The organism is Bythopirellula goksoeyrii, assembly GCF_008065115.1.
GTDB classification, from domain to species: Bacteria; Planctomycetota; Planctomycetia; order Pirellulales; family Lacipirellulaceae; genus Bythopirellula; species Bythopirellula goksoeyrii.
Window position 1 is genome coordinate 4483659 of record NZ_CP042913.1, and the last position, 15642, is coordinate 4499300.

Annotated in this window: 10 protein-coding genes; 9 read left to right on the forward strand and 1 reads right to left on the reverse strand. The window is 50.1% G+C overall.

Annotated elements, in window-relative coordinates:
• Positions 1 to 5 precede the first annotated feature (5 nt).
• Entirely contained in the window at positions 6 to 1382 is a 1377-nt protein-coding gene (locus tag Pr1d_RS17710) for a glycoside hydrolase family 30 protein (protein WP_210417760.1), read from the forward strand.
• Between the two features lie 677 nt (positions 1383 to 2059).
• Here Pr1d_RS17710 and Pr1d_RS17715 read toward each other — a convergent pair.
• The gene (locus Pr1d_RS17715) at positions 2060 to 4147 is read right to left on the reverse strand and encodes an endo-1,4-beta-xylanase (protein ID WP_168205324.1); all 2088 of its coding nucleotides are present in this window, start codon (positions 4145 to 4147) and stop codon (positions 2060 to 2062) included.
• 511 nt (positions 4148 to 4658) lie between these two features.
• Here Pr1d_RS17715 and Pr1d_RS17720 point away from each other — a divergent pair.
• The 8 genes from Pr1d_RS17720 to Pr1d_RS17755 all read left to right on the forward strand — a co-directional run bounded on the left by Pr1d_RS17720 (position 4659) and on the right by Pr1d_RS17755 (position 15628).
• Positions 4659 to 5663, forward strand: a complete 1005-nt coding sequence (locus Pr1d_RS17720) for a LacI family DNA-binding transcriptional regulator (RefSeq protein ID WP_148074773.1) — start codon at positions 4659 to 4661, stop codon at positions 5661 to 5663.
• Between the two features lie 80 nt (positions 5664 to 5743).
• Complete coding sequence (locus tag Pr1d_RS17725) at positions 5744 to 7099, forward strand: hypothetical protein (RefSeq protein WP_148074774.1); 1356 nt, start codon at positions 5744 to 5746, stop codon at positions 7097 to 7099.
• 110 nt (positions 7100 to 7209) lie between these two features.
• A complete protein-coding gene (locus Pr1d_RS17730; RefSeq protein ID WP_148074775.1) occupies positions 7210 to 8289 on the forward strand; it encodes a DUF1559 domain-containing protein in 1080 nt (359 codons plus the stop codon).
• Between the two features lie 32 nt (positions 8290 to 8321).
• A complete protein-coding gene (locus tag Pr1d_RS17735; protein WP_148074776.1) occupies positions 8322 to 8768 on the forward strand; it encodes a hypothetical protein in 447 nt (148 codons plus the stop codon).
• A 99-nt stretch (positions 8769 to 8867) separates the two neighbouring features.
• The gene (locus Pr1d_RS17740; RefSeq protein WP_148074777.1) at positions 8868 to 10265 is read left to right on the forward strand and encodes an MFS transporter; all 1398 of its coding nucleotides are present in this window, start codon (positions 8868 to 8870) and stop codon (positions 10263 to 10265) included.
• Between the two features lie 38 nt (positions 10266 to 10303).
• A complete protein-coding gene (locus Pr1d_RS17745; RefSeq protein ID WP_210417761.1) occupies positions 10304 to 11455 on the forward strand; it encodes an endo-1,4-beta-xylanase in 1152 nt (383 codons plus the stop codon).
• A gap of 82 nt (positions 11456 to 11537) precedes the next feature.
• Complete coding sequence (locus Pr1d_RS17750) at positions 11538 to 13871, forward strand: glycoside hydrolase family 3 N-terminal domain-containing protein (RefSeq protein ID WP_210417762.1); 2334 nt, start codon at positions 11538 to 11540, stop codon at positions 13869 to 13871.
• 350 nt (positions 13872 to 14221) lie between these two features.
• Positions 14222 to 15628 carry a glycoside hydrolase family 28 protein gene (locus Pr1d_RS17755; RefSeq protein ID WP_210417763.1) on the forward strand — a complete coding sequence of 469 codons (1407 nt, stop codon included), beginning with the start codon at positions 14222 to 14224 and terminating at the stop codon, positions 15626 to 15628.
• The last annotated feature ends 14 nt before the right edge of the window (positions 15629 to 15642 follow it).

Consider the following 15642-nt stretch of genomic DNA (forward strand, 5'->3'; position numbering starts at 1 on the left):
AGCTCATGGAACGAACCCACGAACATCTGTCTAGTGCTAATGACTCAGAGCTTCCCACTATCCGAATTCAGAAAGAGCAACGTTTTCAAAAAATCTTCGGCTTCGGGGGTGCTTTCACCGAATCCACCGCGTATGTATTGAATCAGCTAGATAGTGAGAAGAGAAAGGAAGTCATCAACTCCTACTTCAGCCCTGCAGGTGCAAACTATTCCTTGACTCGGACGCACATTAATAGTTGCGATTTCTCACTCGATACCTATGCCTATGCCAATACGGCGAGCGATATCAATCTCGTAGATTTTAGTGTCGAGCCCGACCTCGATGATCTCGTTCCCCTCATCCAGGACGCCTTGGCAGTTCCACATGCCGAGTTCAAGATCATTGCCTCTCCCTGGACCGCTCCCCCCTGGATGAAAGATAATAACCTCTGGTATGGCGGTTCCCTCAAGTCAGAATTCTATCCAACATGGGCACTCTATTTCTCGAAGTATATTCAGGAATATGAAAAGCTGGGCATCCCCATTTGGTCGGTCACTGTCGAGAACGAACCGCTTGGAAATGGTGCCCAATGGGAGAGCATGATATACACCCCTGCCACGATGGCTGACTTCATCAAGAATCACCTTGGCCCTCGCTTCCAAGAGGATGGAATCGATACCAAGATACTCATTTACGACCAAAATCGAGACCATCTGAAGCAGTGGGTTACCGAAGTCTTTAGCGACCCCGAAGTAGCCAAGTTCGTGTACGGGACAGCCGTCCATTGGTACAGCAGTACGGTCGAATGGTATCCCGAAGTTCTTACCGAAGTGCATGAAGCATTTCCTGACAAGCCGCTAATCGAAACCGAAGGTTGCATCGACGCAGAGATACCACATTGGCAAGATGACGATTGGTACTGGAGTAAAGAAGCGACGGATTGGGGGTATGACTGGGCACCCGAAGAGGACAAACACCTTCACCCGAAATACGTGCCCGTCTACCGATATGCCCGAGATATAATCGGAGGACTCAACTCTTGGCTCAGCGGTTGGGTCGACTGGAATCTCGTGCTAGACGACAAGGGAGGTCCCAACCATGCGAAGAACTGGTGTATCGCGCCTGTCCTGGTGAAACCTGAAACCAAGGAAGTCTATTACACTCCGCTCTACTATGTGATGGCGCACTTCAGCAAATTCATTCGACCTGGTGCGATCCGACTAGGAATCGATTGTGAAGCGAAAGATCTCATGGTCACTGCCTGCAGCAATCCCAATGGCAGCATCGCCGTGGTCGCGCTCAACCAAACAGAAAAAGCAGTAAGCTACAAACTCGTATGTGACAACCTTCACACGACACTTACTATACCAGCTGAAGCGATTCAAACAATTGTGCTAGATTAGCACTGGTATTAAATGGATATGCGGGATCGAGTGCATCAAGAACTCGACAAGCACAATCCTAAACAGGTGAGATTGCTTCTTGGTCCCCTGCCCCAAACAGAATTGGCCTCCTCACCAGAATGTGTGGGTGAATTCTGGTGTTGAATCAATGATATCCGTCCATAGAGCAAGTTGGATCAAGCTTGCTTTACTACTGATTGCGACAACACTCGGAGCCTTGCCGCTTGTCGCTGCAGAAACAGAACTCCAAACGCCAAACGATGGCAAAGTAAGTTGGCCGACGGCCACGCAAACTTCACGGCCATGGACTCGATGGTGGTGGCACGGCGCACTCTTCGGGTAGTTGCTCTGCCGGGGCTGAAATCGATATTGGCGTCTGACCTACCACATCAGGCTTGAATAGTACCGTATGTTCACTCGGAAGGCTCAGCATTGCCGCCCCTTAAGAAGCCACTCCTGTGAGCCTCGAAGGTTTGTTTCACCAGCGAGAAAATACTCCGCGTCATCGGCCAATGGTGTTGAGCTACTAAAATATCTTTGATGCTTTGGGGATAAGAAACCTCACGACATAAGTTGATCAGACATGCGCTGCCTGATGGAGGACGCTCGCAGAAGTCCGCGCCGCAAGGCGCTTAATAGAGCAATATACCTTTGGGGGTCGAAGCGATAGACGGCGTTCATGCAGGTTGAAGACACCTATTACGGAGGAAATAGCTGCCTTGAACAAGAACAAGTATTAGCATCAAGCCCCATGAAGTCGGTTCTGGTACAACTGCGACCGGCAGACTTGGCGAACTGCCAAATTGTCTTTGCCATAGCAAGAAATCCCTGCCGTCGACAATTCCGTCACCATTCGCATCGCCCGACGACTGCACTGCACCAGAGGAAGTTCCATACCATGTTGACCACACCGTGAGGTCCTTTCCATCAACGTTACCGTCCCCATCAAAGTCTGCACTAAGGGTTGGAAGCGCGACATCAAGAATCAGTCCGCCGTCGGTCAGACTTGCGGTAACAACTTGAACTGCCCCGTTGTGCGTCACGGTGATCTCATAGTCGCCTTTGAATCCTCTGAGATCGATAGAACCGGCGAGTTCTGAAGTCAGTTCCTCATCCGTCCACCAATCGGAGTAGACCAAATCAAGATAGGCTTGACCATTCGGCTTCATCGTCCAATCACTGCTGAACATCGCCGCTTCTGGTCGCCAATGAGCGTCTTCCCAGAAGCCCCACATCAGGAAGTCATCAATGTCTTCATGAGCGAACACCGCCGTCAGAAAATCACGAGTATATTCAGCTTGGAGTTGCTCATCTGAAGTGCCGAAGTCGAATTCTGTGATTTGCATATCAAGTCCAAGCTGAGCAAAACGATCAAATATCGTCCACAGATCCTCAGGACCCGTCAAATCTCCTTGTGAAAAATGTCCTTGAAAACCGATGCCGTCAATCGGGGCATTGTTGTTTACGAGGAATTCCACCGTGTCGAAGTATTCTTGTTGGTTGAAAGTGTTCGTCCCGCCACCCGAAGAGAGAATGCCAAAATTATTGATATATCGCTTCGCTGTCGGGTCAGCAGCCAAGGCAGCATTGAACCAATCGACCATGGCCAGGTCTCCCTCCGAGAGATTATCCATGACATCATGATTGGTGCGAGTCTCATTAATCACATCCCAGGCTGATAGTTGACCAGCAAACGTACCAGCGATGTCGGCTATGTGATCAGCGATAGCAGTGCGCAGCTGTTGTTGCTGTGCCCCGTTGAGTGGCGCATTGTCGAGCAAATTCTTAATCGGTGTCGGCAAGTTGCTGTAACCTGGCCAAACAAGCGTGTGACCGCGGACGCTGATGTCTTGCCCAGCAAGCCAATTCACAGCATTCTGAGCACCAGACTGAGTAAAATTGCTGCCCCACTCACCTTCCCAAGGTGGCCACTTCAGATTGTTTTCGATGGTGGCCAGATTGAACAGTTCAGAGACTTTCTGCTTGTACGCGTCATGAACTGGGTTGCTATCTCGTAGTCTGCTGGCGACAACTGCCGATCCAAACCCGAATTCATGTTCTGTCATCTGCACGGAGACCTCCGCGCCAGAAACTGCATTGCCGAGAGAGTCTGTGACATTGATTTGAATATCGGCTTTGCGATTGGCTTCGATACGCGCTGCGGCTTCAGTCCGCCACAGAGCATCTGGCTCAGCACCTGGGTAGGCCGGTGGGGCGGGAACGGTATCAGAGATCGCCACCCTATCGAAGCTCAAATCGAATGGGGAAGGCGAACTGAAAGTACCAAGTACTTGCCAAGTGGTGATATCGCTGAGATCTAAATTGGCAAAGTCGCCGACGCCATGCGTCGGATTGGCGAGGGTAGTCGCGGAAACCAATGTACTGGGAACGCCGATATCAAGACTTGAAACACCAAACGTCCATTTACCTGTTCTACCAGAGGAGTCAATCAGTTCGAGATCAAACTTGTCTACTCCATTGCCAGCGTTTGGAAACAAATCGACCACGAAACGGCTATCGGCGTGAGAAGCGAGGTCAAGCGAAAGGCCAATACCAGCACCACCCGAATCATCCACCGGGTCATGGATGCGAACTGAGTTCACTCCAGTAGACTGATTAAAGCCGCCAAACGTATAGTCAAAGCCTGTGCCGTTAAAATCCGACAAGACGAGATCTGCAGCAACAGCTGGCCGTAGAACGAGAATGCTGAGTAGAGAAAATACTAGCCACTTCCAGCGACAAGGGCCTTTAAGCCAGTGATTCATTCGAAGGTGTTGGCAATCTCTATATTCAAGTAAGTTTCCATCCATTACAATCACCAGCCTCAGAAAAGAAAAAGTTCCAAGAGACGTTACTTGACACCGGTCGACGATTGCCGTCATCCATTCTAGGTCGCACATCTCAAGAAGAGTCGTTTCACTCTTCCTTCGATGGCAAGCCTGCAGCATTCCCAACGCAGGAACGCGCTCAGAAATAAGCGCGGATTCCGGCTAATTCAACATCTACAAGCAGGATTTTCTCATGTAGTGACAGCGCTGTCAAATATTTTCCAAATTTTTAATTGACTTTCTCAAAAAATAGGATTAGCATCAAAATCACGCTGTGAAATGGTGGTTTCTATTTGACAGCGCTATCACATAAGACTTTTTGCTCATCTGCATTTACTACTTAGTTACTTTCGCGCCTTTGGAAAGCACCTCTCGTCGAGAGATTCAATGGTACACGCCCACCAGCGATCTACCAAGAATTTGTTGACGGGAATCGGAGTAGAACATCTTGCCAGTTTCAATCAATGATATTGCCCGAAAAGCTGGAGTCTCGCACTCGACGGTCGCGCGCGTCCTGAGGGGCGACGTGAAAGGCGCCCAGAAACGTAGTGCTGAGAAATCTGCGGAAATTCTCCGCCTGTCAGCAGAACTCGGATATCAACCCGATTGGCGAGCACGGGCCCTATCTCGTCGCAAAACACAGACGATTGGCCTGCTCTATTCAAATCCAAGTTGGATTTTTGAGGATCCTATGAATGAAATTGCAGTCTCATTTACTGAGTCACTGCAACAACATAACTATGATTTGCGCTTGATTCCCGCCAACTCGCAGGAACATTGGAAGGAACTCATCTACGGAGGTGCCGTCGACGGGCTGGCAATGCTGCTACATATCCCCGAAGGCACCGAGGATGCTATTTGGAAAAGCGGGCTACCTACGATCTTATTAGGAGATAAGCTCGGCGACGAAGTGCCTCATGTGGTTCCGGATGATGTGGGGGGCGCCTATTCGGCTACTCGCCACTTGATCGGACTCGGGCATAAATCCATCGCCTTCTATATCGATGAATCAATTCGCTTCCATGTGAGCGTGGATGAAAGACGGCAAGGTTTCAACCGAGCTATTGAAGAGGCAGGCGACTGTGTGCGAGGAGAAACCTGGCAGATCGGGTCCGATGAAGCAATCGACCGTTTGCTGACCCATGACCGACCGACCGCGCTACTTGGGTATTGCCACGTAGAAGCCTTGAAAATCACTCACGCAGCATGGGCTCACGGACTGTCGATTCCAACAGACTTAAGCCTTATTGCCTTTAACGACATTATGATGACACGACACATGACTCCACCTCTTTCTGTTGTCGGATACGACATGAAAGAGATGGGGCATCGTGGAGCTGAAATGCTGGTGCGCTGTATCGAAAAGCCAGCCTCGAAAAAACTGCAAAACGTAGTATTACGTCAGAAACTTATTATTCGTGGCACGACGGCTCCACCAGCGTCAAGGATCTAATGGAGGTGCAATTGCTAGACGTTTAAGTTGTCTTTTTAACCGAGATTCTCTTCACGTACTCGTCACTAGGAGGTTTGATCATGTTTAAATCTTATGCCAAGAAAACCAGTGTAATCGTTGCGTTCATATTCATTCTTACTTCTGCCCGTGTCGAGGGTGCTGTTTTTGCTAATTTCGACGCGGCTCAATTCGATGCCAACGGGTTTGCGTTCGCCGACTTTGACGACTTCTTTGCCGTCGATACCTCGGGTGGCTCAATCAGTATCGACATCAATAGCGACATCGATGGACAAAACGGTCTTTTCGGTGGAATGGGATCAGACATTGTAGCCGACTTCACTGCAGCAACGACCCAGCTAGAGATCACGCTGACGGTCGACCCCCTTAACGTCGCCAGCAACTTCCGCATCGTACTTGTCGACAACGACGGAGTCGACACGGGCGAGGAATACCAATTCTACATTGATCTCGCCAGTCTAACCCCTGGTCAACCGACACTCATTACCCAATCGTTGATCAACCCAGGTCCGGTCTATCGCCAAGCTGCCAATGGGCAAACGGATGGAGATATGGTTCAAAACTACGGACTGCGGCAGATGCAGATTCAAAGTGAATTCGGTGGTACAAACCGCTTGAAGATTGATGTTGAGAGCATCAAGTTGGTTGACCCAGACGATCCCTTGCTTATCGAATTCAACACAACAACCTATGAGGCCCAAACCCAAACTTTTACGTTTGGCACTTTTAGCGAGGCCGGAGTGCTGGATGCGTCGGGCTCAACCTTCTTAATCAACGCGGATCCAGCCGGAACTGGTGGGCCCAGTGGTGGTTTTGGCTTTAACGGCTTGAACGTAGATTTCGATGCCACTCAATACCAAATAGAGATCGAGGCCAAATTACTCCCCAACAACACCGCCGACCAGTTTAATCTGGTCTTAGGTGACAATGACGGAGACGACAGTGGCCCTGGCTTGGGAAGTGATGACTACAATTTCTTCGTGGACACTTCCAACTTCAATACGTCTGATTTCAGCACCTTTACTATTCCCTTGGGAACCGGATCTGAAACCGACTTCGTTACTACTTTCGGATTTACTAATGGCGGTGACGGACTGCAGAATTTCGGACTCAGCCAGATGCAGATCCAATCGAGTGGTGATGACCCGGGTGTGCTGGGCATTGAAGTACTGCGTTTTTCAATTGTCGAGCGACCCGATGGTATTGCCGGGGACTTCGACGATGATGGTGATGTGGACGGAAACGATTTCCTCGTCTGGCAACGAAATCCTGCCGTCGGGAACTTGTCCGATTGGCAGGCCAACTATGGAGCGCCGCCGCTTGCTGCCTCAGCGAGCGTCCCTGAACCAGCCACCTGGATGCTCCTGCTGTGTGCTGCTGGCGCGTTGCCCATTCGCCGAATAACAGAGAGGTCCTGATTGAAGTCATGGCGCCGGTGGGTTGGGCAGCCCATCGGCTCCGTTAATATCTTGCTCTCTGGCTAAGATATATATGCCAGAGCTTTTCAACTAAATTGGGAACGGAAGTCATGACAAGTCCTACTACTCGTCGCGGATTTACGTTGGTCGAATTGCTGGTCGTAATCGCCATCATAGGTGTTCTTGTCGCATTGCTGCTACCGGCAGTTCAAGCCGCGCGTGAGGCAGCCCGCCGCACCAGTTGCGTCAACAATTTGAAGAACATAGCTCTGGCGGCAATCAACCACCACGACCAGCAAGGTGCATTTCCAATCGACGAAGACTATTACGACGGGAATTCCGTTCAAGAAGTTGATATAGATTCGCTCACCTATACCTGGCAACCGCGCAGTAGATTCGGTACTCCGAAAGAAGGCCTTGACGGTGGTGGTTGGATAGTGCGTGTCTTGCCATACATGGAACAACAAGCACTCTACGACCGATTTAACATTCCTGGACATGGACTGAACGGTGATTGGAATGACAGGCAGAATTTGGGAATGAACTATACACTAGATCCTAATTTCCGCGCAGCGGTTGAAACTCAGCCCGAGGTACTGGTCTGTCCTTCGGACGAATTCGGCGGATTGCAATTGAACCAGTTTCCATATTCCGACAATAGCGTACCCTTCGGCAGGGAACTTACCGTTGCGACAACATGTTATAAGGGTAATGCTGGCGATGCGCACTTCGAGTTCCTACCCAGCTTCGCCCCACAACCTCCCGGCCTATATACATATGACCCGCTGTTCCAATGCTACAGTGGCGACGACTGCGTGGGAATGTTCTGGAGAACTACCTATATCCGCGGGGGTGTAGAATTGCGGCAAGTAACTGACGGCGCCAGCAACACGTTTCTTATTGGAGAGACTTCCCCAGTCGATGGCAACAGCCCCGCGTGGTCCAGCGATGGAGACTGGGCGATCACGGCGATCAAACTCAATTGGGATCCAAATACTTCAGGAGCCTGTACAAATCCGGGTGCAAGAGAATGCTGGACACAGTACCGGGGTTTCCGAAGCAAACATCCAGGAGGCGCTAATTTTGCGATGACCGATGGTTCGGTATCATTCGTGCAAGACGGAATTAATCCCCTGATCTATCGTGCGCTTTCGACCCGTAACCGTGGCGAGACCTCCACTAAAGAGTGAATGTATTGCAGCAGGATTTAGGAGCGAAATGAATGCAAACCTACCTTGTTAGTTACCCGCCCAGCAGCAATTCTGCTTGGTTGTGCACGGCCGCAACTTTTTTTATTGCCTCGCTCGCTGGGTGCGGTAGCGAATATGGTTCAACGGCGATCGGAGTCGTAACGCTCGATGGAAATCCAATTACTCCTGGCCTCGTAACCTTTGTACCTGAAGATCCCACCGCTGTTCCCTCGGTGAGCAATCTCGATTCAAACGGCGGCTACGAACTCAAGACGAACAAGTTGCCCGGGCTATCACCTGGGAAATACCGAGCTTCGGTACAAGCATTCCGCCCACCAGATGTGCCGGAAGGTCAACGCAGTTTCGAGCCTTCAGAGCCACTGGTTCCAGAAAAATACTTGCAAGTAACTACATCTGGCCTGGAATACAATGTCGAACTTGGCAGCAATACGATCAACATTGAGTTAATCACAGATTAGGCCGCGATTCTAGGTCTTGCGGATATCTCTCCACTCCAATGCGAGTGTGTTACTCTGAAGAACCACACGTCGATCAGAGGCCGATCCTAAAGGGTGTCGATGCAACAAGGCTCACAAGAACTCTCCGTTCTGGAGAAAACCGGTTACAGTCTGGGTGATTGCGCCGCCAATTTTGTGTTCCAAACACAGATCATGTTCTTGATGGGCTTCTATACTGATGTGTTTGGAATTGCCGCCTCAACTGCAGGCTACATTTTCCTACTTTCTCGATTATGGGATGCTTTCAACGACCCCTTGATGGGAGCACTCGCTGATCGAACGGATACAAGATGGGGAAAGTTCCGACCTTGGATTCTGATAACTGCCGTACCTTTCGCGATACTTTTTGTCCTGTGTTACACTGTCCCCGATCTTAGTTTGACCGGAAAGATCGTGTGGGCTGTCATTACCTACAATCTGCTGATGATGATCTACACGGCCAACAACATCCCCTATTCGGCACTGACCGGGGTGATGACAGGTGACCGTGCAGAGCGTGGCAGTTTGGTAACTTGGCGCTTTGTCTTCGCGATGATCGCCCAGTTTGTAGTTCAGACGTACACGCTCAGTATCGTGGCAGCTTTCGGCGGGCAAGCAGACCCTGCTGGGGCATGGCAGAAGACGATTGCATTGTGGGCACTCATTGCCGTGGTGTTTTTTTTCATTACCTTTGCCACTACAAGAGAGAGAGTAAAGCCTGATCCACAGTTCAAGAGTTCACTTCGCGGAGACTTGGCTGACTTGTTAGGCAATCGCAACTGGGTGGCGCTGGCTGTGGCTACTGTGTTTATCTTTATTTGCCTCTCCATGCGTGGCGGGAGTACTTATTACTACTTCCAATACTACATTCGGGAAGGTGAGGTTTTTGGGAGAACTCCTTCCTGGCAGGATCTCTTCGGGTGGTTTAATGGATTGGGAACCCTGACCACAATCGCCGGTGTATTGCTTTCCAAGCCACTAGCAATGCGATTCGGTAACAGGGATGTCTTCCGAGTAAGTCTGTTTCTCACTGCCGTCTGCATGGCAGCTTTCTATTTTCTGCCACCCACTGCAGTGCAAGCGATCTTACTGTTGCAGATGCTACTGCAATTTATCTACGGGACCACGATCCCTTTGCTCTGGGCCATGATGGCAGACGTGGCCGACTTTACCGAGTGGAAGACGGGTCGCAGAGCGACCGCCATGACTTTTGCTTTGACCGTATTCGCATTGAAGCTGGGTCTGAGCTTGGGAGGTGCCTTCCAAGGTTGGCTGCTTGACTACTACCAGTATGCTCCCAATGCAGCACAATCAGAGCATACCCTCGAGGGAATCCGATTGCTAATGAGCATATTCCCAGCGATCTCGTTCTTTCTGGGAGTAGGAGCGTTGCTATACTACAAAATTGATAAGCCAACTGAACTGCAAATGCACGAAGAGCTCACGCAGCGTCGCAGACGACAACAAGCAAGCTACTAGGTGACAGAATGAGGTTCCATTCCAAAGTGGATCTGATTATGAATAAACCCATCTCCCAAATTCTAATTCAACTTGTGATTTGCAGCATTTGCCTGCAGGTACGTATCGCGTTGGCCCAGCAAGCGACATTGAAAGAGGCCTTCGACAAGGACTTTCTTGTCGGAACTGCTTTGAGTACTGCACAAGTACTTGGCGATACACCAGCCGCTTTGGAGTTAGCCGCCCGACAGTTCAACTCAATCACTGCTGAGAATCTGCTTAAGTGGGAAAGTGTTCATCCAGAGCCAGATAGATACGATTTCGAAGCCGCGGATAAATTCGTGGATTTCGGTGAGAACCACGACATGTTTGTCGTGGGCCACACATTGGTGTGGCACAGCCAAACGCCACAATGGGTCTTCGAGGACGACCAAGGAAATCCCCTCGAACGAGATGCTTTACTTGATCGTATGCGGGACCATATCCATACCGTTGTTGGTCGCTACAAGGGCAGAATCCATGGATGGGACGTTGTGAATGAGGCCATCGTCACCGATCCAAATGACGAGAGCAGAGGCTCCTGGCGCGAAACACCTTGGTATAGAATCATTGGCCCAGACTACATCGAGAAGGCTTTTCAATTTGCCCATGAGGCGGACCCCGAGGCTGAGCTGTATTACAACGACTTCGACGAATGGAAGCTCGGCAAACGTGACTATTTTGGAAAAATCGTCTCTGATCTCAGAAACAAAAACATTCGCATCGACGGAATCGGCCTCCAAGGACATTGGGGACTCGACTATCCAACGGTTACCGAAATCGAGTCGATGCTCACCGGTCTAAGTCAACTTGGCGTGAAGTTAATGATTACGGAACTGGATATGAATGTGCTGCCTAGTCCGTCTAGTAATACCGGTGCCGACGTGACGATGCGCATACAGGACCAACCAGAGTTTAATCCGTATCCCACGGGGCTGCCCGATGACATTCAAAAACAATTGTCTGATCGGTACGAAGAGATCTTTAGAATGTTTCACGACCATCGAGACACTATCGGCAGAGTAACCTTTTGGGGCGTCGACGACGGACAATCATGGCGCAACTATTGGCCGATTTCTGGCAGAACAAACTATCCGTTGCTATTTGATCGCAAATACCAGCCCAAACCTGCTTTTTATTCGGTATTACAGGTAGTCGGTGACGAAAAGTAGCCTCCAGCCAGTGTACCTGACCTACTAACCTTGGTTAGCATTGTTTCCACATTTCAGAACGTTAGTCTTAGGAGATTCTTTTTTGTCTACTGACTCCAGTACCGTTGCTACATCTATTTACCAATGTGCAGATAAGCCGATTGACGAGCGGGTTGCCGACCTATTGTCGCAGATGACGCTCGAAGAAAAAGCGGCACAGATGGTTTGCGTGTGGAACGAGAAGAACGATAAGCTGCTCAACGAGCAAGCAGGCTTTGATCCGGTGCGTGCCAAGAGTCATTTTGGCCATGGGAATGGTTTAGGACAAATAGGACGCTTGAGTGATGCGGGAAGCAAAGCGGGAAAGAACTTTGCGTTGGGAAGAAACGCTCGCCAAATGGCCGAGCTTACGAACACAATTCAACGCTGGTTTCTCGAGAACAGCCGGCTAGGTATCCCCGTGGTCTTTCACGAAGAGTGCCTGCACGGACTCATGGCGGTAGACGCAACTAGCTTTCCTCAGCCGATTGGCTTAGGAGCGACGTTCGATCCTGACCTGCTTCGCAATGTTCACCGCGTTATCGCCGCTGAGACACGGTGCCGTGGTGGACACCATGCATTATCACCCGTTGTGGACGTTGCCCGCGATCCGCGTTGGGGACGTGTGGAGGAAACCTATGGTGAAGATCCCTATCTAGTCGCCACAATGGGGACCGCTGCTGTCGAAGGGCTCCAGGGAGATCGGACCTTTACGGATGGCCAAAGTGTTGTTGCGACATTGAAACACTTCGCCGCTCATGGCCAGCCAGAATCAGGTACGAATTGTGCCCCCGTAAATGTTTCAATGCGCGTGTTACGCGAAGTATTTCTCGACCCATTCAAGAAAGCTATCCAACAAGGCAAGTCCTTGGCGGTAATGGCCTCTTACAATGAAATAGACGGTGTTCCCTCCCACGCCAATCGCTGGCTCTTGCGCGATGTGTTGCGAAACGAATGGGGATTCGACGGCGTCGTCGTATCAGACTATTACGCAATTCGTGAACTCAACGAGAGGCCCGATCTCTATGGTCATCATTTGGCCGTTGACGGCAAACAGGCGGGCGAACTCGCAGTGCGAGCAGGTGTCAACATGGAGCTACCTGAACCGGATTGCTATCTAACGTTGGTCGAAAGCATTCAAGATGGACAACTCTCGGAAGTTGAACTCGATGAGATGGTGCGTCCGCTATTAAAACAGAAATTTCAGCTCGGGCTGTTTGACAACCCCTATGTCGATCCAGAACTCGCCGAGCATCTTTCTGGGAGCGAGGCGCATCGTTCCATTGCTTTGCGAGCAGCTCATAAGACCATCACTCTGTTGAAGAACCATAATAAGACGTTGCCAATCAATAGAGACAACATAAACACGATTGCAGTGATTGGCCCCAACGCCGATAGAAGCCTCCTGGGCGGCTATAGTGGTCTTCCGCGTTTCCAAACGACCGTACTGCAGGGAATTCGAGACCACTTAGACAACTCGGCTCAAGTGGTCTACCACGAAGGATGCAAGATTACCAAGGGAGGGTCATGGTTCGAAGACGAGGTCGTACCGTATGACGCAGAGGAAGACCGTCGAAGTATTGTAGATGCCGTCGAAGCTGCCCGGGCTGCCGATCTGATTGTACTCGCTCTTGGCGGCAATGAGCAGACTTCTCGGGAAGCCTGGATGAGCAATCACCTAGGCGATCGCGCAAGCCTAGAGCTCTTTGGCAAGCAGGACGCTCTGGTAAATGCTCTGGCCGAGCTGGGAAAACCGATGGTTGCTTTTCTATTCAACGGTCGGCCATTGGCTTTTAGTAATCTGGCGGAAAAAGTGGACGGTCTCTTCGAGTGCTGGTATCTTGGACAAGAGACTGGCAGAGCAATTGCTGACGTACTGTTCGGCGATGTGAATCCAGGTGGAAAACTGCCCATCTCAATCCCGCGATCAGTTGGGCATATTCCCTGCTTCTACAATCACAAGCCTTCTGCCAGACGCGGATACTTATTTGACGAAGTCACACCCCTATTTCCCTTCGGTTTCGGCCTGAGCTATACGCAATTCGAAATTGGACCACCCAAACTGCTTCGGTCACAGATCGCGGTAGGGGAATCGACGATTGTTCAAGTCGAACTAATGAATACTGGCAAGCTGCCTGGCGATGAGGTGGTGCAAATGTATATTCGCGATTGTGTCAGTTCGGTAACACGCCCTGTCAAAGAACTCAAAGGATTTCAACGCGTGACCTTAGAAGCTGGGGAAAAACGCACGGTCTCTTTGGAAATAACACCAGAAAGCTTGGCGTTCTATGACATTGACATGAACCATGTTGTCGAACCCGGTGAATTCAAGATCATGGTCGGCAACTCATCTAAAGACTCAGATCTTCAATGCACAATGCTGGAAGTCGTAGTCTAATGCTGAGTACTTGATGGATTCATCCAAGAACTCAAATAGTACTGACATTCGCAGCCATTCTCCAGAACGGCGAACTTTGGTCAAAGTCCGCGGCAGGGCACTCGAATGTAAGGGACATGAATATGATGAAGAATGCTTAGTATAAGTAGTTTGAGGCCAATTCTTAATGTGAAAAAGGAATTCTGGTCAGTTTCAGCGCATATTCTCTAGTGAAATCATTCCCGCAAATCAGCAGCTCTCCATATGATGATCCGCACTTTTTTGCAAAAAAGACTCGCTGAAATTCGCTTGTAGAGCCAGTAGAATTGAGTGTTGGTTCCATTCACACTCCAATTCGCAAGGATTCCCTTTTGAAATCATTCCTGTGGCAAACCGTCAGCTCAATTCTATTCCTTACGGCGTTTTCAACTACAGCCACGGCAGTCGTGGTAGCTGAGCTGAAAGACCCCAGTTGGGAATCTGTTTCCAATATAATTGCTCAGATTGATCCTCCAGTATTTCCAGAACGAGATTTTCTCGTAACGGATTTTGGTGGCATTGGAGACGGCAGCACAGATTGCCTTGCCGCATTTCAGGCAGCGATTGCCGAATGTGCAAAAGCAGGTGGCGGCCGGGTTGTAGCACCTGCTGGTCGGTGGCTTGTTAAGGGGCCAATTCACTTGGAGAGTAATGTTAACCTCCATCTAGAGAAAGATTCCACCATCGCATTTAGCACCAATCCACAGGACTACTTGCCGGTAGTACTTACACGCTTCGAGGGAACGGAGCTGATGAATTACTCGCCGCTCATCTATGCTTTCGAGAAAGAGAATATCGCCGTTACGGGCGAAGGAGTACTCGACGGGCAGGCGGGCGAAAGTCGGTGGTGGAATTGGAAGGGACATTGGGGCGGTGCCGACGAAACGGGTTGGAAAAGGGGTGATTCTGACCAGATCGAAGATGTTGCGAAGCTTTGCAAGCTTGCCGACGACGGAGTACCTCCAAGAGAGCGAATCTTTGGCGCGGACCACTACCTTCGCTCAAGCTTCATTCAACCGTATCGCTCGAAGAGAGTTTTGATTGAAGGAGTAAAGATTGTTAACTCACCCATGTGGGTCATCAATCCGGTACTATCCTCGAATGTGACAATTCGTGGCGTAACGGTCGACAGTCACGGACCCAACAACGATGGCTGCGATCCCGAATCCTGCCGAAACGTCTTGATTGAGAATTGCATTTTCAACACCGGCGACGACTGTATCGCCATCAAATCGGGACGCAACGTGGATGGCAGACGTCTAGCCACACCGAGTGAGAACATCATTGTCCGGGGTTGCACTATGAAAGATGGGCATGGCGGTGTGGTTTTGGGAAGTGAAATGAGCGGTGGTATTCGGAATATCTTTGTTGAAGATTGCCAGATGGATAGCCCCAACCTGGAGCGAGCGATTCGCTTGAAATCCAATTCGCTCCGTGGCGGTTATCTGGAAAATCTTTTCGTCCGCAATATCGATGTGGGCGAAGTGAGCGAAGCAATCGTCAGTATCAACCTGCAATATTGGGGCGAAAGTGGCGAATTCTTCCCGACGGTACGAAATATTTTTATTGAAAACGTTACTTCGCAGAAAAGTAAATACCCCCTGTATTTAGTTGGGCTTCCGGAAGAACCGATTGATTTTGTCTACTTGAAGAATTGCAAATTCTATAACGCGGCGCAGCCAAGCATTATCGAGCATGTTGACCACATGTACTTCCAAGATGTGAGTCAGCCTCGTTAAGCACATCATGTTGA

What these genes read in the sequence shown, in the direction of transcription:
- Pr1d_RS17710 (WP_210417760.1), top strand. Translation starts at nt 6, where the DNA reads ATGGAACGAACCCACGAACATCTGTCTAGTGCTAATGACTCAGAGCTT.
- Pr1d_RS17715 (WP_168205324.1), bottom strand. Translation starts at nt 4,147, where the DNA reads ATGAATCACTGGCTTAAAGGCCCTTGTCGCTGGAAGTGGCTAGTATTT.
- Pr1d_RS17725 (WP_148074774.1), top strand. Translation starts at nt 5,744, where the DNA reads ATGTTTAAATCTTATGCCAAGAAAACCAGTGTAATCGTTGCGTTCATA.
- Pr1d_RS17730 (WP_148074775.1), top strand. Translation starts at nt 7,210, where the DNA reads ATGACAAGTCCTACTACTCGTCGCGGATTTACGTTGGTCGAATTGCTG.
- Pr1d_RS17735 (WP_148074776.1), top strand. Translation starts at nt 8,322, where the DNA reads ATGCAAACCTACCTTGTTAGTTACCCGCCCAGCAGCAATTCTGCTTGG.
- Pr1d_RS17740 (WP_148074777.1), top strand. Translation starts at nt 8,868, where the DNA reads ATGCAACAAGGCTCACAAGAACTCTCCGTTCTGGAGAAAACCGGTTAC.
- Pr1d_RS17745 (WP_210417761.1), top strand. Translation starts at nt 10,304, where the DNA reads ATGAATAAACCCATCTCCCAAATTCTAATTCAACTTGTGATTTGCAGC.